General features: G+C 58.3%; 17 protein-coding genes. 11 read left to right on the forward strand and 6 right to left on the reverse strand.

The genetic code is table 11. The features are described 5' to 3' along the window. Positions 1-238 precede the first annotated feature (238 nt). Together rpmG and ACR0LN_RS07500 are read left to right on the forward strand one after the other, a co-directional pair. A complete protein-coding gene (gene rpmG / locus ACR0LN_RS07495; RefSeq protein ID WP_007799108.1) occupies positions 239-406 on the forward strand; it encodes a 50S ribosomal protein L33 in 168 nt (55 codons plus the stop codon). A 209-nt stretch (positions 407-615) separates the two neighbouring features. Further along, the gene (locus ACR0LN_RS07500) at positions 616-1122 is read left to right on the forward strand and encodes a hypothetical protein (RefSeq protein ID WP_480428782.1); all 507 of its coding nucleotides are present in this window, start codon (positions 616-618) and stop codon (positions 1120-1122) included. 167 nt (positions 1123-1289) lie between these two features. Here ACR0LN_RS07500 and ACR0LN_RS07505 read toward each other — a convergent pair whose 3' ends face one another. Both ACR0LN_RS07505 and ACR0LN_RS07510 read right to left on the reverse strand, forming a co-directional pair. Continuing rightward, complete coding sequence (locus ACR0LN_RS07505; RefSeq protein ID WP_480428783.1) at positions 1290-2069, reverse strand: Bax inhibitor-1/YccA family protein; 780 nt, start codon at positions 2067-2069, stop codon at positions 1290-1292. A gap of 182 nt (positions 2070-2251) precedes the next feature. Beyond that, complete coding sequence (locus tag ACR0LN_RS07510) at positions 2252-2461, reverse strand: DUF1127 domain-containing protein (RefSeq protein ID WP_480428784.1); 210 nt, start codon at positions 2459-2461, stop codon at positions 2252-2254. A gap of 127 nt (positions 2462-2588) precedes the next feature. Here ACR0LN_RS07510 and ACR0LN_RS07515 point away from each other — a divergent pair, with 127 nt between their 5' ends. Next, the gene (locus ACR0LN_RS07515; RefSeq protein WP_480428785.1) at positions 2589-3470 is read left to right on the forward strand and encodes a LysR family transcriptional regulator; all 882 of its coding nucleotides are present in this window, start codon (positions 2589-2591) and stop codon (positions 3468-3470) included. Here the strand turns inward: ACR0LN_RS07515 and ACR0LN_RS07520 are convergent. Further along, positions 3467-4423 (reverse strand): NADPH:quinone oxidoreductase family protein, encoded by a 957-nt coding sequence (locus ACR0LN_RS07520; RefSeq protein ID WP_480428786.1) that lies wholly within the window; start codon positions 4421-4423, stop codon positions 3467-3469. The two genes, ACR0LN_RS07515 and ACR0LN_RS07520, sit on opposite strands and share 4 nt — an antisense overlap. Before the next feature lie 336 nt (positions 4424-4759). Here ACR0LN_RS07520 and ACR0LN_RS07525 point away from each other — a divergent pair, with 336 nt between their 5' ends. From ACR0LN_RS07525 to ACR0LN_RS07535, 3 genes are all read left to right on the forward strand, one after another. Next, positions 4760-5131, forward strand: coding sequence for a helix-turn-helix domain-containing protein (locus ACR0LN_RS07525; RefSeq protein WP_480428787.1), 372 nt, complete (start codon positions 4760-4762; stop codon positions 5129-5131). A gap of 45 nt (positions 5132-5176) precedes the next feature. Continuing rightward, the gene (hisN, locus tag ACR0LN_RS07530) at positions 5177-5968 is read left to right on the forward strand and encodes a histidinol-phosphatase (RefSeq protein ID WP_480428789.1); all 792 of its coding nucleotides are present in this window, start codon (positions 5177-5179) and stop codon (positions 5966-5968) included. Between the two features lie 113 nt (positions 5969-6081). Next, positions 6082-7416 carry an 8-oxoguanine deaminase gene (locus tag ACR0LN_RS07535; protein ID WP_480428790.1) on the forward strand — a complete coding sequence of 445 codons (1335 nt, stop codon included), beginning with the start codon at positions 6082-6084 and terminating at the stop codon, positions 7414-7416. Here the strand turns inward: ACR0LN_RS07535 and guaD are convergent. Then, on the reverse strand, positions 7413-8702 hold the full coding sequence (guaD, locus tag ACR0LN_RS07540) for a guanine deaminase (RefSeq protein ID WP_480428792.1): 1290 nt from the start codon (positions 8700-8702) through the stop codon (positions 7413-7415). The two genes, ACR0LN_RS07535 and guaD, sit on opposite strands and share 4 nt — an antisense overlap. A gap of 139 nt (positions 8703-8841) precedes the next feature. On the opposite strand from guaD, the gene mgtE reads away from it, so the two are divergent. Next, positions 8842-10236 (forward strand): magnesium transporter, encoded by a 1395-nt coding sequence (gene mgtE, locus ACR0LN_RS07545; protein ID WP_480429062.1) that lies wholly within the window; start codon positions 8842-8844, stop codon positions 10234-10236. Further along, a complete protein-coding gene (locus ACR0LN_RS07550) occupies positions 10233-10790 on the forward strand; it encodes a 5-formyltetrahydrofolate cyclo-ligase (protein ID WP_480428793.1) in 558 nt (185 codons plus the stop codon). The genes mgtE and ACR0LN_RS07550 overlap by 4 nt, the downstream gene beginning before the upstream one ends. Before the next feature lie 2 nt (positions 10791-10792). Here the strand turns inward: ACR0LN_RS07550 and ACR0LN_RS07555 are convergent, their stop codons facing one another. Continuing rightward, entirely contained in the window at positions 10793-11020 is a 228-nt protein-coding gene (locus ACR0LN_RS07555; RefSeq protein WP_480428795.1) for a putative hemolysin, read from the reverse strand. A gap of 88 nt (positions 11021-11108) precedes the next feature. Here ACR0LN_RS07555 and ACR0LN_RS07560 point away from each other — a divergent pair, with 88 nt between their 5' ends. The 3 genes from ACR0LN_RS07560 to ACR0LN_RS07570 all read left to right on the forward strand — a co-directional run bounded on the left by ACR0LN_RS07560 (position 11109) and on the right by ACR0LN_RS07570 (position 14614). Continuing rightward, positions 11109-11924, forward strand: coding sequence for a TIGR00282 family metallophosphoesterase (locus tag ACR0LN_RS07560; protein ID WP_480428796.1), 816 nt, complete (start codon positions 11109-11111; stop codon positions 11922-11924). Positions 11925-11999: 75 nt separating this feature from the next. Further along, positions 12000-13778 carry an SLC13 family permease gene (locus ACR0LN_RS07565; protein ID WP_480428798.1) on the forward strand — a complete coding sequence of 593 codons (1779 nt, stop codon included), beginning with the start codon at positions 12000-12002 and terminating at the stop codon, positions 13776-13778. Between the two features lie 95 nt (positions 13779-13873). After that, positions 13874-14614 carry a YbaY family lipoprotein gene (locus tag ACR0LN_RS07570; RefSeq protein WP_480428800.1) on the forward strand — a complete coding sequence of 247 codons (741 nt, stop codon included), beginning with the start codon at positions 13874-13876 and terminating at the stop codon, positions 14612-14614. A gap of 10 nt (positions 14615-14624) precedes the next feature. Here ACR0LN_RS07570 and ACR0LN_RS07575 read toward each other — a convergent pair whose 3' ends face one another. Then, positions 14625-16286, reverse strand: a complete 1662-nt coding sequence (locus tag ACR0LN_RS07575; protein ID WP_480428801.1) for an FAD-binding dehydrogenase — start codon at positions 16284-16286, stop codon at positions 14625-14627. Positions 16287-16289: the final 3 nt, after the last annotated feature.

The raw sequence follows: 16289 nt of genomic DNA on the forward strand, positions 1-16289 counted from the left end.
GTTTCGCCTGTTCCCGGCACCTCGGGAAACGAGCCTGATCTCGGCTTCTTTATTGGGTGTAATTGGACGACCTTATCACAGATCCGTGAGCGCTCCAAACCAGGGTCAGGTGTGGAACGCAGGTTTTGTGCGCTTTGCAGACGGAATCCGGTTGACTCAGCCGCGCGACCGGGTAAAAGCGCACGCTCATAGGAATTCAACCGAAAGGCCCCTGCCTTTTCGGACGCAGGAGATAACCATGGCGAAGCCGACGACAATCAAGATACGTCTGAACTCGACCGCGGGCACGGGCCACTTCTACGTGACCAAGAAAAATGCTCGCACCATGACCGAGAAAATGACCGTTCGTAAATACGATCCGGTTGTTCGGAAGCATGTCGAGTACAAGGAAGGCAAGATTAAGTAATCTGCCATTGACCTTGGACAAGTTTAAAGGGTTCTGCCTCGGCAGAGCCCTTTTTCTTTGGGCTGTTGCAGGGCGATGGTCAGGTAGGGCGACGATTGGTGCCGTTGCAACGAAGCATCAGCGATTAAGGCTATCGGGTTTGCGGTGGGTTGCTTTTTGGAATGGCTTACCTCTACGCTTCAACAACTCGATCCAAAATGTTGGCCGTCATGAAAAAAATCTTGTTATCCACACTGACCATCCTGGCCCTAGCTGCCTGCGAAGACCCGTATAACCGCGAGGGTATCGGCTTCACGGGAATTGATGGGGAACCGCGTACACTGTCTGATGTACCTGGTGCTGTGGCCTTCCTTCCACCCGCAACCAATGTACCAGCCGAACTGGCAGAAATTCCTGCTGTGCCGGTTGTAACAGATGAAACTGATCCAGAGAAAGTTGCCCGCGTCGCGATTGACAATGGTGGCCGCAGTGACAGTAACTCGGTGGTCCTGACCGGACTAGATACAAACCTGTTCCTGAGCACGGTCAGCGTTAACGGTAATCTCTATGGCGTTCTGCGCACCGAGAACAATTCGACGCGTGTCGACAACGCGATTGGCGCAAGATTTGGCCAAAACGCGGAGCAGTTCACCGGGTGTTTGCCTGCGGGTGATGTGTATCGCAAGGGCTCTTCCCGTAGTAGCTCGGGCTTCGCCATCGCGCTGAACTGTAGCTGAGACAGCCCCCCCCCTTTTTTCTTGAAGGCCTCGTCCGAAATGGCGAGGCCTTTCTCTATGTTCCACCGCTGCAAAGGGGTTTGGGGGATACATGAAGGCGGCAGGCCATAAAAAAGGGCGGGTCGTTTCCGACCCGCCCCAATTGTTCAGAATATCAACGCGTCGCGTTATTCTTGCTGCCCCATGAACATCAGCAGGAACTGGAACATGTTCAGGAACGAGATGTACAGGCTCAACGCGCCATCAATCGCTGCCTTGTCCAGCCATTCCTGATCGCCGTGCGTTGCGTGTGCAACGTAGGTGTTCTTGATGTCCTGGGTGTAGAACGCCGTCAGGCCAGCAAAGATCAAGAGGCCAATGGCCGAGATCGCCAGCATCATCGGGCCGGATTGCAAGAACAGGTTGATCACCATTGCCACCAACAGACCGATCACACCCATGATCAAGAAGGTACCCATGCCGCTCAGGTCACGCTTGGTGGTGTAGCCGAACAGGCTCAGGCCAGCGAATGCAATAGCGGTCACCAGGAAGGTCTGTGTGATCGAGTAGGGGGTGAAGACCAAGAAGATTGAGCTCATCGACACGCCCATTACAGCGGCGAAGACGAAGAAGCCCAGTTGGACCGCAGCGGCAGAGCCGCGCCGCATTAGGGCGCCCCAGCCAAACAGCAGGAAGCCAAGCGGTGCGAACATCACAACCCACTTGAGCGGAGTCAGAAACAGCGTCTGCCCCAAACCGGTCAGGTAGCGATCTGTTCCGATTTGAATGCCGGTGGCAGTCGGGTCCGCAGTCACAGCAAGACCGGCAATCGCCCACGCGGCGAGCGCCGTGATCAGCATGCCTACGGACATCGTTCCGTAGACTTTATTCATATGGGCGCGTAGGCCCTCATGGATCTGGGCAGCGCGCGCGCCGGCCGCCGTCCGGATCGTGTCAAATTGTGCCATTAAGGGTCTCCCTTCACATAATTCTTGTCGTGGCCCGAAAATCAGACCCCGTTCCTCGCAAATATCGGCAACTGTGGGCCGTGTTTCAAGGTTTTAGCGACGGAAACCGGTTAAAAGTCGCAACAAAAATGGCGACCTGCGGCAGCGGGTCGCCATTCGGTACATAAAGATTCATCTGAAAGTCACTTTTGCCAGAATTCCGGGGCGTCCCACAGCGGTCGTGATGCCTCGGCCTCGGCTTGTTCGCGGGTGATTCCGATATCCTCAAGCGCCCGAGCATCCAGCCTTGCAAGTGTTCGGCGCTGGCGGTGCAGTAACAGCGCATTCCACAACATGGTCAAGCCAAAGCGTCGGCGCGGACGGCAGGGTCTATGAACGGCTAGTTGGGTCATAATTATTGTCCTTTATTCAGTTTTCGATGAGTTCTTGATCTCTCATCAACTTCCTTGATTTATATGGCGCGTTATGACACATTTTAAAAATGAATGTTTTTGAAGTGATCCATAAGGAATCGTGAAGATGCGCAATTTGGACATTACGACTTTGCGGTCGTTCGTGGCGGTGGCGGATCAAGGTGGCGTGACGCGTGCGGCCGGTTTCCTGCACCTGACCCAATCCGCCGTTTCGATGCAGTTGAAACGCCTTGAGGAGTTGTTGGGCCTCGAACTGTTGGATCGCAGCGGTCGAACCATTGCACTGACGGCATCAGGGGATCAGCTGCTGGCCTATGCCCGCCGTATGATTGCACTGAATGATGAGGTGATCTCGAAACTCACCGATCAAGCATTTGAGGGAGAGGTCGTTCTGGGTGTGCCCCACGACATCGTTTACCCGGTGATTCCGCGCGTACTGCAGCGGTTCAACGTGGATTTCCCACGGGTACGCGTGCAGCTGGTGTCTTCCTATTCGTTGCAGTTGAAAGAAATGTACAAGCGTGGTGAATGCGATCTTATCCTTACAACTGAAGCCAACGGTGGCGAGGGTTCGGAAACCGTTGCGGAACTTCCGCTGCGCTGGATCGGTGCGCCGGGTGGATCGGCATGGCGCAAGCGACCGATTCCCATTGCGGTAGGCCGCCGCTGCATGTTCCGCCCACAGATGATCGCAGCATTGGATGAGGCCGGCATACCGTGGGAATTGTCAGTCGAAACCGAAAACGATCGTACAATCGAGGCGACCGTATCCGCGGACCTCGCCATTCACGCGATGCTGGATGGCACCGAGGCTGCGCACTTGGTGCAGATCGATGATGGCGGCGTCTTGCCCGTATTGCCCGCGCACATGATCAACCTGTATGGCGGCGAATCCGGACGCGGCCCTCTGGTCGAGGCGCTCGCAACCTTGGTGCGCCAGAACTTCCGTTTGCTCGGCAGCGCGCCTCTGAAGGCGGTCGTCGGTTAGGGCGTGATAATAACCTTGCCGGTCGCCGTACGGTCGCGAAGCAGTTGCAGACCTTTTTCGGCGTCCGACAAGGGCAGCACATGGCTGATATGTGGTTTGATCCGCCCTTCGGCGCACCAGCAAAAAAGTGTGTCAAAACTGTCCCGCACGATCTGAGGGCGAAAACTCAGGTAACCACCGATATAAAAGCCGATGACGGTCAGGTTCTTGACCAGCAGATGGTTGGCTGGAAACTGCGGTACATCTCCGCCTGCAAAGCCGATTGGCAGCAGGCGGCCCTCGGGGTTTGTGGCGCGGAAGGCGGCTTTGAACACATCGCCCCCAATGGCGTCATAGACAACGTCTGCCCCGCCCAGTTCCTTGACACGCGTTCTTAAATCTTCGGACGCATCAATCAGGTGATCTGCACCTGCGGCTTTAGCGACGGCCAGCTTTTCTGCGCCTCGGGCTTGAGCAATGACAGTTGCCCCCATGAGCTTTCCGATCTCGACCGCTGTCAGGCCAACGCCACCTGCGGCACCTGTGACCAGAAGGGTCTCACCAGATTGCAGCCGGGCGCGATGGTCCAGAGCGATGTGACTGGTGCCATAGGCGATCTGAATAGCGGCAGCGTCTTCAAAGCTGACGGTGTCGGGCAGCGGAATTGCGCGGTCGGCGTCAAAAACACCATATTCGGCCAGACCGCCCTGGCCTGAGTATACGGCGATGCGGTCACCTGCTGCCAAGTGCGAGACACCGGGGCCAACCTCATCAACGATACCCGCAATTTCCATGCCTTGCGTGAACGGGGCAGCGGGGGTGTCCTGATAGGTTCCTTTCTGCATCAGCAGATCAGCAAAGTTTAATCCACAGGCTTTTATGGCAACCCGGACCTGACCTTCTTGCGGATGAGGCAGGTCGATATCGCATATCCGGGCAGATATGCCCTCGGCTTGAATTCTGTAGGCCAGCATGGTCGCCCTCCTGTAGTTTTTTGCATAGGCTCGCGCCGACTGGAATTTGTCAATCGTTTACCTCATGGTGCTGGAAAGGTGTTGTGGCGTGCGCGCAATGCTTCCCTAACGGCAAGTGCGTGTGCTGGACGGAAAGGGCACAACCATAATCCTTTGCCTGTCAAATCAGATTCAACCGGGTTGAAAAAAAGCCAAAAAAGCGCGATATTGTTTGAGGTGCTGATTTGGGGGTTTCGTCCTGATTAGGGAGTGGTTAAGGGCGTCTCGCTAGTGTTGCGGTAGAGTATATACATCGCACACCCGAATTGGTTGTGTGTGTAGTAGAGGAGAATACCAATGACCCATCACGTTGACGTCCATGTGGGGAAGCGCGTCAGGCACCGCCGCTGGCTGATTGGCATGACACAACAGCAGTTGGCGCAACAAGTTGGTATTAAGTTTCAACAGATCCAAAAATACGAAACGGGGGCCAACCGGATAAGCGCGTCGCGTCTTTGGGATATCGCCGAAGCGCTGGACGTTCCTGTAAGCTTTTTCTTCGAGGGTCTGGAAGAATCTGAGAAGGAAACGAGCGGCAAAAAATCGGTGCCTGCCGATTTGATGGGCGACAAAGAAGCCTTGGATCTGGTTCGGTCCTACTATGCGATTCCAGAAAACCAACGTCGCCGTCTATTTGAACTCGCCCGCGTACTGAGCGACGTCGCCTGAGCCAACAGGGTTGACTCTGGTACGCGTGAACCGCACGGGTAGCGCATGCGAGAGACTTCTTTAAGCGATCTGGAAGTAGCCGAAGAAATGGCCGATGCTGCACGCACGGCTATTCTTCCGTTTTTCAGACAATCCAACCTTGAAACATCCAATAAGCTGACCGAAGGCTTCGACCCGGTTACGGTCGCAGACCGTAATGCCGAAAAGGCCATGCGAGAAGTCTTGGCCAGACACCGTCCCGAGGATGGCATCTTTGGCGAGGAGTTCGGCCAGGTTCAGGGTGTCAGTGGCCGGACATGGGTCTTGGACCCAATCGATGGCACACGAGGGTTCATAAGCGGAACGCCCACTTGGGGCGTTTTGATAGCGCTCAGCGATCAGAATGGACCGATTCTGGGCGTCATTGATCAACCCTATATTGGTGAGCGTTTTGTCGGATCTGCGGAAGTTGCACAGTCAACCGGCCCGACCGGCGCGATGCCGCTACAGACCCGCTTCACCTCCAGTCTGGATCAAGCGATTCTGTTCACAACGTTTCCCGAGGTTGGCACTCCCGAGGACAGGGCAGGGTTTGAGGCCGTTACCAAGCAAGTCAAGCTGACCCGATATGGCATGGACTGTTATGCCTATGCTCTGTTGGCCGCTGGGCAGATTGATCTGGTGATTGAGGCTGGCCTGAACGCTTATGACATTCAGGCACCCATTGGCGTGATCGAAGCTGCAGGTGGCATAGTGACCAACTGGCAGGGGCAACCGGCCCATGAGGGCGGGCGGGTGCTGGCCGCTGCGAATGCGGATCTGCACGCGGCGGCTCTGGAGATTCTGCGCAACCACTGAAATCGGTTGTTTGGGCGCGGGTGGTCAGGTACGCTCAACCCGGCTGGTTCTTATGCCCGTTTTCCGCCAGCCCTTGCCTTCTTGCACGAAACGGGCGGATGCAAGGGGGCGGAATGACCGAAATCCTGATTAAAAACGCAGATACCATCCTGACGATGGACGACACGCGCCGCGAGCTTTCACGCGCAGACATCCTGATCCGTGGTGGGCGGATCGAACAAATTGGCCACGGACTGCAAACGACCGGACAAATCCATGACGCCTCTGGTTGTGTGGTGACGCCGGGTTTGGTGAACACCCACCATCACCTGTATCAAACCCTAACCCGCGCGGTGCCCGGCGGGCAGGATGCGCTGCTGTTTGGCTGGCTCAAGACGCTTTATCCCATCTGGTCGCGCTTTGGACCGGAAGAGATGTATGTCTCGGCCCAGATCGGGCTGGCCGAACTGGCCTTGTCCGGCTGCACGCTCAGTTCCGACCATTTGTACATGTACCCGAACGGCGCGCGTCTGGATGACACGATTGCCGCAGCAGCCGAGATTGGCATACGCTTTCAGCCAACGCGGGGCGCGATGAGCATCGGTGAGAGCGACGGCGGTCTGCCGCCGGATGCTTTGGTTGAAGCAGAGCAAGCGATTCTGGACGACATGATCCGCGTGGTTGATGCGTTTCATGATCCAAGTGAAGGCGCGATGTGTCGGGTCGGTCTGGCGCCGTGTTCGCCGTTTTCGGTTAGCCGGGACCTGATGCGTGATACGGCGCTTTTGGCCCGAGACAAAGGCGTGATGTTGCACACCCACCTGGCTGAGAATGACGAGGATATTGCCTATTCCCAGTCGCAGTTCGGATGCCGTCCGGGGCAGTATGCCGAGGAACTGGGTTGGACGGGCTCTGACGTCTGGCATGCCCATTGCGTCAAGCTAGACAAGGCGGAAATCGACTTGTTTGCCAGAACCCAAACCGGTGTCGCGCATTGCCCCTGTTCCAATTGTCGCTTGGGATCGGGCATTGCGCCGGTGCGCGCCATGCGGGATCGGGGTGTGACGGTAGGGCTGGGGGCGGATGGTTCTGCCAGCAACGACATTGGCAACATGATCCTTGAAGCGCGCCAGGCCATGTTGCTGCAACGGGTCGCCAATGGTGCGGATGCAATGTCCTCGCGCGAGGCGTTGGAGATCGCTACGCGCGGCGGAGCTGATGTGCTGAACCGCACAGACTGCGGGCGTCTGGAACCCGGCAAGCGGGCCGACATCGCTGTCTGGGACACAGGCTGTATCGAAAGTGCAGGCAGTTGGGACCCGGCAGCATTACTGCTGGCCGGGCCGCTTAAAGTTAAGCATCTTTTCGTTGAAGGCCGCCAGATCGTGCGCGATGGGCATGTCACCACATTGGACATGCCTCGCGTGATCGAGCGGCAGAACCAGTTGGCTCTTGCTTTACAAGCTTAGATGCTGACGCGTTGACCGGCGATCCAAACTTCGGCGATCGCCCGGTCATCGCCCATCATGATGGTGGGGAAGATGGCCTCCCACAGGTCTTCAGCGCACGCTTCGCGCTGAGCGATGGCCGGGGTTGAGGCCAGATTGAGCACGATCAGATCGGCCTCCATCCCCGACGCGACGTTGCCGATGCTGTCTTCCAGCCGCAGGGAACGCGCCGATCCGACAGTGCCAAGCCACAATAATTGCGCCGCATGCAACGGTGCGCCGCGCAGTTGGCCGATCTCATAGGCTGAGGCCATGGTATGCAGCATTGAAAAACTGGACCCGCCGCCTGTATCTGTCGCCAGACCAACACGATGCCCGTCTCGCATCAGACCGTCCATGTCGAACAGACCCGAACCGATAAAAGTGTTCGAGGTCGGGCAGTGGATCAGCGACGCGTCGACCTCTCGCAACCGGTCGCGTTCTCGCGATTCCAGATGGATGACATGGCCGTAAACGCCATTCGCGCCCAGCAGGCCGAACTTTTCATAGGTGTCCAAATAATCGCGCGCTTCGGGAAAAAGCTCTCTGACCCAGGCAATCTCGTCCGTCTGTTCGCTGAGGTGCGTTTGCATCAGACAATGCGGATGCTCGGCCCAAAGAGCGCCCATCGCCTCAAGCTGTTCTGGCGTCGACGTGGGCGAAAACCGCGGGGTGATGGCGTAGGACAGACGATCGACGCCATGCCATTTCTCCAACAGCGCCTGAGATTGGTCATAGGCCGTCTGCGCTGTGTCCCTCAGCCCTTCGGGCGCGTTGCGGTCCATGCAGGTTTTACCCGCAACCACACGCTGATTGCGCGCTTGGGCGGCGGTGAAAAAAGCATCGACGCTTTCAGGATGGATGGTGCAGAAACTGCACATCGTCGTCGTGCCGTGCGCTGCCGTCAGGTCAAGATATCGGTTGGCAATCTCAGAGGCATAGGCGAGGTCGCCGAACTTCATCTCTTCCGGGAAGGTATAGGTGTTTAACCAGTCGATCAGACGCTTGCCCCAACTGGCGATCATGGCGGTCTGCGGGTAGTGCACATGCGCGTCCACGAACCCGGCCATGATCACATGCTGGCCGTGATCCACAACCTCGGCGTCCGGGTGGTCTGCACGCAGGCTGTCGGCATCCGCCACGGCGGAAATGCGGCCGTCTTCGATCAGAACCGCCTCGCTGATTTTCACGGCCTCGGTCGGCTCACCCTCGAATGGGGAACCGATGAAACTCAGAACACGCCCTTTCAGCAGCGTTTTTTGCGCCATTTTCATTCATCTCCGCCTGTATGGGACTGCGAAACAGCATAGGCGGGCGAAACTTGCGGGTAAATCGCCGCATTGTCATTGTTTTCCGGTAGCTGCTTCTTCTAATTAGGGGACAATGACCGAAGAAACGGGGGCAGACATGACGACAGGCTTTGATGAACCCGTAACCGAGTCGACCAGTGACGAGGACGTCTATGCGCTGGATCGCAAGACAGTCGCGGCCATCCTCTATGCCGTTGATGTAGACGACCGCGACAAGCTGGTTGAGCTGATGGAGCCGCTGCACCCGGCCGACATCGCCGACCTTCTTGAGCAGATCAATCCGTATGACCGCGCGCGCCTGATCCGTCTGTACGACAAGGAGTTCGACGGCGATATTCTGTCGGAACTGGATGAGGCGGTCCGCGAAGAGATCATTGGCATCCTAAAGCCCGACATTCTGGCCGATGCCGTACGCGAGATGGAAAGCGACGATGTCGTCGACCTGCTGGAAGACCTCGAAGAACCGCAGCAAGAGGCCATCCTTGATGCGCTAGAGGATTCCGAACGGATCGCGGCAGAGCAGGCGCTGTCATACCCCGAGAATTCTGCCGGTCGTCTTATGCAGCGCGAAGTCGTCATGGCACCCGAGCATTGGTCGGTGGGGCAAGCCATCGACTTCATGCGCGCCAACGACGATCTGCCCGAGCAATTCTATCACGTCGTTCTGGTCGATCCGCGACTGAAGCCTGTGGCTCAGGTCACGTTGGGCAAGTTGATGGCGACGCGGCGTGAGGTGCCCCTGCACGACATCGCCGAAGAAGAATTCCACTCCATCCCCGTCGATCAGGACGAGGAAGACGTGGCATACGCCTTTAACCAATATCACCTGATTTCGGCCCCGGTGGTGGATGCGGATGGGCGTCTGGTCGGTGTGATCACCATCGACGATGCTATGGTGGTTTTGGATGAAGAACACGAAGAAGACATCCTGCGCCTTGCGGGTGTGAGCGACGAAAGCTCGATCTCGGACAGTGTGGCCGCGACCAGTCGGCGGCGCTTGCCGTGGCTGGCGGTGAATCTGTGCACGGCGATTTGCGCGTCGCTGGTGATCTCGCAGTTCGAGGCGGCGATTGATCAATTGGTGGCGCTGGCGATTCTGATGCCGATCGTGGCGTCGATGGGCGGCAATGCGGGGACGCAATCGCTGACAGTGGCCGTGCGGGCTTTGGCAACGCGCGACCTGACCAACGCCAACGTCATGCGCGTAATCCGGCGGGAATTGCTGGTGGGGATGCTGAACGGGCTGTGTTTTGCCATCGTGCTGGGGACGGTGGGTATGATGTGGTTCGATTCTCCGATGCTGGGTGTCGTGATCGGATCGGCCTTGGTCGTGAACATGGTGATCGCGGGCTTTGCAGGTACGGTAGTACCGGTGGTGCTGGACCGTCTGGGCGTCGACCCTGCGCTGGCTTCGGGAACTTTTGTGACGACCACCACGGATGTCATGGGGTTCTTCATCTTTCTTGGGCTTGCCAGCGTGGTGCTACTGTGACCGATCTGACCGAAATCAAAGCCGCTGCGCGCAGGGCGGCATTCGCGCGCCGTAAGGCTGCGTTTGATACACGCCTGCCCGGAGCAGCTAGGCGTTTGTCAGAGGTTCTGGCCGGACATCGCGGTGTGCCCTTGTCGGGCTATATGCCAATCAGAACCGAGATTGACCCACTGGCAGCGATGGCCGAGGCATCGGCCTATGGCCCGGTCGGTGTTCCGGTGATTCAGGCCGCAGGGCAGCCGTTGAAGTTCTCGCGCTGGACACCCGATGGCGCGTTGAAAGACGGTCCGTTCGGAGCCAAGGTGCCCGAGGTCGATGATTATTTCGATCCTGAGATTCTGATCGTCCCGCTTGTGGCTTTTGATGCGCAGGGCGGGCGGCTGGGCTATGGCGGCGGCTTTTATGACCGCACGCTGGAAGAGTTACGCGCTAAACGCCCGACCCTGGCCATCGGCTTTGCCTTTGACGCGCAAGAGGCCCAAGGGCTGCCGCTGGAACCCACCGATCAGCCGCTGGATATGGTGATCACGGAAAGCCGAGTGTTAAGCTTTTAAGCTCAGCCCATGTTCTCGGCACGGAAATACTCCCACGCGTCCTGAGACGATCCGTCGGGCAGGGTGCAGGTTCCGGTCTGCCCGTCGGCACCGTCGACGATGTCGTAGGTGCCGCCCTTTTCAACGCAGAAGGTTGCGGCGGGGTTGGCAAGCCCGACGGTGTCTTCTGTTGGTTGGTCGCAGGCTGCAAGCGGGGCCAGCAGCGCGGCGGGGATCAAAAAACGGATCATCAAACTCTCCTGTCCAAAGTGTTTTCACGGATTATGGCGGCAGTTTAACCACTTGTGCTTGGCAGACGCCACACTTAGGACAGGTTGGATGAGGATACTTTTTCTGGGTGACGTTATGGGCCGCGCGGGACGCACGGCCATCCAACAACACTTGCCGCGCCTGCGCGACGAATGGCGGCTGGATTTCGTTGTAGTCAATGGTGAGAACGCCTCGAACGGGATGGGGCTGACCGGCGATCATGCCAAGCTGCTGCTGGATGCGGGCGCTGATTGTCTGACTCTGGGCGATCATGCATTCGATCAGAAGGATATGCTTCAATTCATCGAGAAAGAGCCGCGCATCGTACGCCCCGTCAACTTTGCAAAGGGCGCGCCGGGGCGAGGGTATCGGCTGTATAACGCGCCCGGAGGCCGCAAGGTTCTGGTGGTGCAGGTATTGGGGCAGGTCTTTATGAAACGGCCCTTTGATGACCCGTTCTCGGCTGTTGAAACCATCCTGAAATCTCATCCACGCGGTGGTCAGGCGAACGCGATCATCGTCGATATGCATTGTGAGGCTACGTCCGAGAAGATGGCTATGGGCCATTACTGCGACAAACGTGCCAGCCTTGTGGTTGGAACACATACCCATGTGCCCACGGCGGACGCGCAGATTTTGCCTGGCGGCACGGGCTATCTGACAGATGCGGGGATGTGCGGCGACTATGACTCGGTGATCGGTATGGACAAGGTGGAACCGATGCGCCGCTTCATCACCGGAATGCCCAAGGCGCGGTTCACCCCCGCCAATGGCGAGGCGACGCTGAGTGGTGTCTTCGTCGAGACCGATGACCGCGACGGGCAGGCAAAAACTGTGCAAATGGTCCGCATTGGTGGGCGGTTGCAGCAGGCCGGGCCGCAGTAAGGCTTGCTCTGCCGCCCGCAATGCGGGAAACTGCCCGACGGGCGCGCAAGCCAAGGTTCGGACACAAAACCAAGAATGCAATTCCTTCAACTGACAGAAACGGGCAGTGCGATCGTGGCGCTGATGGTCGTTGCGGGCATGTTCTTCATGTTCCTGCGCGAAGTATATCCGACCGAGGTCGTTGCAATCGGTGGTGTCGCAGTGATGCTGGTGACGGGCATTCTGCCGTATCAGAGCGCGCTGGCCGTTCTGTCCAACCCCGCCCCTTGGACCATTGCCGCGATGTTCATCATCATGGGCGCGTTGGTGCGAACGGGGGCGCTGGATGCGTTTACTTCGACCGCGCAGAAGCAGGCGCAGGTGAATCCGCGCTTTGCCATTGGTCTGTTGATGGCGTTTGTCGTGCTGGCCTCTGCCGTGGTGTCGAACACGCCGGTAGTTGTAGTGATGATCCCGGTCTTTGTACAGATCGCGCGCACGCTGAACGTACCGGCCTCGAAACTGCTGATACCGCTGAGCTACGCGGCGATTTTGGGCGGCACACTGACCCTGATCGGGACATCGACCAACCTGTTGGTGGATGGTGTGGCCCGCGCGCAGGGGATGAAGGCGTTCTCGATCCTCGAGGTCACGCCGCTGGGGATTGCGCTGGTGATCTATGGCATGGTCTACCTACGCTTCATCGCGCCGCGCCTGCTGCCGGAACGTGACAGCATGGCTACTCTGTTGTCCGACCGATCCAAGATGAAATTCTTCACCGAGGCCGTCATCCCCCCTGAAAGCAACCTGATTGGTCGGGAAGTGACTGGGGTGCAGCTTTTCAAACGCCCCGGTGTGCGCCTTATCGACGTAATCCGGGGCGACGAGTCGCTCCGGCGCAACCTTAAAGGTGTTGAACTCAAGACCGGCGACCGTGTGGTTCTGCGAACCGAGATGACCGAGTTGCTGAGCCTGCAAAGCAATAGGGAACTCAAGCGCGTCGATCAGGTCTCGGCGGTTGAGACCAAGACGGTCGAGGTGCTGATCACTCCGGGCTGTCGTATGGTTGGGCGGACGCTCGGCACACTACGGCTGCGGCGTCGGTATGGTGTCTACGTGCTGGCGGTGCATCGAAGGAACCAGAATATCGGGCGTCAGCTGGACGAACTGGTGGTGCGGGTTGGCGATACGCTGTTGTTGGAAGGCGCTCCGGGAGACATTCAGAAGCTGGCGGCTGATATGGAGATGGTTGATGTAACGCAGCCTTCGGCCCGCGCGTTTCGCCGTAGCCATGCACCGATTGCGATTGGCTCGCTTGTGGGCATCGTCGCCTTGGCCGCTTTGGGTGTGGCACCTATCTTGCTGCTGTCGGTTCTGGCCGTTGCGGTGGTGCTGCTGACCCGCTGCATCGACGCGGATGAGGCGTTTTCCTTTGTCGAAGGCCGCCTGTTGGCCCTGATCTTTTCCATGCTGGCCATCGGCGCGGCACTGGACAAATCCGGTGCCGTTTCCCTGATTGTCGAGGCCATTGCGCCGAGCCTGAGCTTACTGCCGCCATTCCTCATCATCTGGGCCGTTTACCTGTTGACCTCAGTACTGACAGAACTGGTGTCGAACAATGCGGTGGCCGTGGTGGTGACGCCAATTGCCATCGGATTGGCGCAGGCAGTTGGGATCGATCCGCGACCGCTGGTGGTGGCTGTGATGGTGGCGGCTTCGGCCTCGTTTGCAACGCCAATTGGCTATCAGACCAACATGATGGTGTACGGTCCGGGCGGATACAGATTTACTGATTTCCTGAAGGTCGGCGTGCCGCTGAACCTGACCGTCGGATTGCTGGCGTCATTGCTGATTCCCTTTATCTGGCCCTTGTAAATCTGGCACGGAATCGCCGATCCGGTTTAGTAGGCCTTGTAAATACCGATCCGCACACGATCTTTTCACCAAATCGGACGTGAAAGGATTAATCCATGCCTTTTCCAAAACTCGGTCAGTTCATCGTCGCCAGCGCATTTGTGTTGGCTATTCTGGGCAGCCAAAGCCATGCCGGAACTGTGACGGGTACGGCCTCGTACCGTGAGCGGATCGCGGTGCCGCCGGACGCGACGCTGTATGTTGAGCTTCAGGATGTCTCGCGTGCCGATGCGCCGGCGGTGTCACTGGCTGCGAAACGCTATGCGATGACAGGTGTGCCCGCCCAGTTTGAGCTGACCTTTGACGACGCTCTGATCCAAGAGGGCCACAGTTATGTTGTGCGCGCCACGATCAATCAGGGGCAGAACCTGTTGTTTACGACAGACACGGCCTATCCGGTTTTGACCGGCGACGCAGGGAATTCAGCAGATCTGATACTGGTGCAGGCTCAGGGGGGCGCCATGCTGGAAAATACGCAGTGGACAGCCGCCACCTTGAACGGCGCGCCGATTGAAACTGAACGCCGCCCCGAGATTTCCTTTGCGCAGGGCGGAGCCTTTTCCGGAAGCGGAGGGTGCAATCGGTTCAATGGTCAGGCTGAGATCTCTGGTGCATCAATCGCCTTTCCTGACAACATGGCCGCCACGTTGATGGCCTGTCCGCCAGAACTGGAAGAGGTCGAACGGCAGTTCTTGGCAACTTTGCAGAACGTCACCACCTACGCGATGGAAGGCGATGCGCTGGCCTTTCTGGATGCGGCTGGTGAGCCGGTCATGAAATTCACCCGCACTCAATAAGATAGGGCCGTCACGCGACGGCCCTTGACCGCCCGGCATTGCAGCCCGAAAAGATGCAGCCGCCCAGAAACGAGCCTTCCAGCGCGTTATACCCGTGATAGCCGCCGCCGCCGAACCCGGCGACCTCTCCGGCTGCGAACAGCCCGGGAACGACCTGACCGTCTGCACCGACCATCTGGCTGTCCAGATTGGTTTGTAATCCACCCAGTGTTTTACGGGTCAAAACGTGCAGTTTTACCGCGATCAACGGGCCATTGGCCGGGTCGAGGAATTTATGCGGCTTGGCGGTGCGGATTAGTTTGTCTCCGCGATAGTTCCGCGCTGCCAGAATGGCCGCCATCTGCGCATCCTTGGTAAAGGGGTTGTCGACCTGAGAATCCCGCGCCTCGATCTGGGCACGCAGGTGGGCCTCATCGATCAGGCCGCCGCCTAATTGGTTCATACCGCTGACCAGCTCGGTCAGGGTATTGGCGACGATGAAATCTTCGCCATGTTCCTTGAACGCTTCAACCGGCGCGGTGGCCTTCGATCCGGTCAGCACACGCTGAAACAGCACTTCGCGCCAGCCGCCATCGGTCATGTCGGGGTTTTGTTCCGACCCCGACAGGGCGAATTCCTTCTTGATCACCTTCTGGGTCAACACGAACCAGCTGTATTCATACCCAGTTTTCAGAATTTCCTTCAGTGTACCCAGCGTGTCGAAACCTGGCATGCAGGGCGGCTTCAGTCGGTTGCCGCGCGCGTCGAACCACATGGAACTGGGCCCCGGCAGGATACGGATACCATGCGAGGGCCAAATCGGATTCCAATTGCGCACACCTTCGGTGTAATGCCACATCCGGTCGCCGTTGATTACGTGACCGCCCGCTTTTTCGCTGATGCCGATCATGCGGCCATCCACATGAAAGGGCACGCCTGCGACCATGTTTTGGGGCGGCTCGCCCAGCCGCTCGCGGGGCCAGCTTTTGCGCACCATCTCGAAATTGCCGCCAATCCCGCCCGAGGTGACGATGACCGTGGGCGCGTAGACCTCGAACTCACCAACCTCATCGCGGTTGGTCTTGGCACCATGAGGGGCGGTGTCATCGGCCAGAACCTCGCCCGAAACTCCCTTGGCGCAGCCGTTCTGCATGATAATGTGGCTGACCTGATGGCGGAATTTCATCTCGATCAACCCGGCGCTTACATGTTCACGCACGCGGCGAATGAAGTTCTTCAGAACACCCGGCCCGGTGCCCCATGTGATGTGAAAGCGCGGCACCGAGTTGCCGTGGCCATCCGCATAAGACCCGCCACGCTCGGCCCAGCCTACGATGGGAAACCAGCGCAGGCCCATCTCGTGCAGCCATGGACGCATCTCACCGGCTGCGAATTCCACATAGGCCTCGGCCCATTTGCGGGGCCACGCGTCTTCTTCGCGGTCGAACTGCGCGCTGCCCATCCAGTCGCGCAGAGCCAGTTCGCGGCTGTCCCTGATGCCCATCCGGCGCTGTTCCGGGGTGTCGACCATGAACAAACCACCAAGGCTCCAAAACGCTTGGCCACCCAGAAAAAGCTCGGGCTCCTGATCCAGCACGATCACCTTCTTGCCGCGATCCCCAAGTTCGGCAGCAGCCGCCAACCCGGCCAACCCGGCGCCCACAACGATGGCGTCAGCAGTGTTGTTGGTCATGTC

The organism is Ruegeria sp. AA6 (assembly GCF_056542865.1).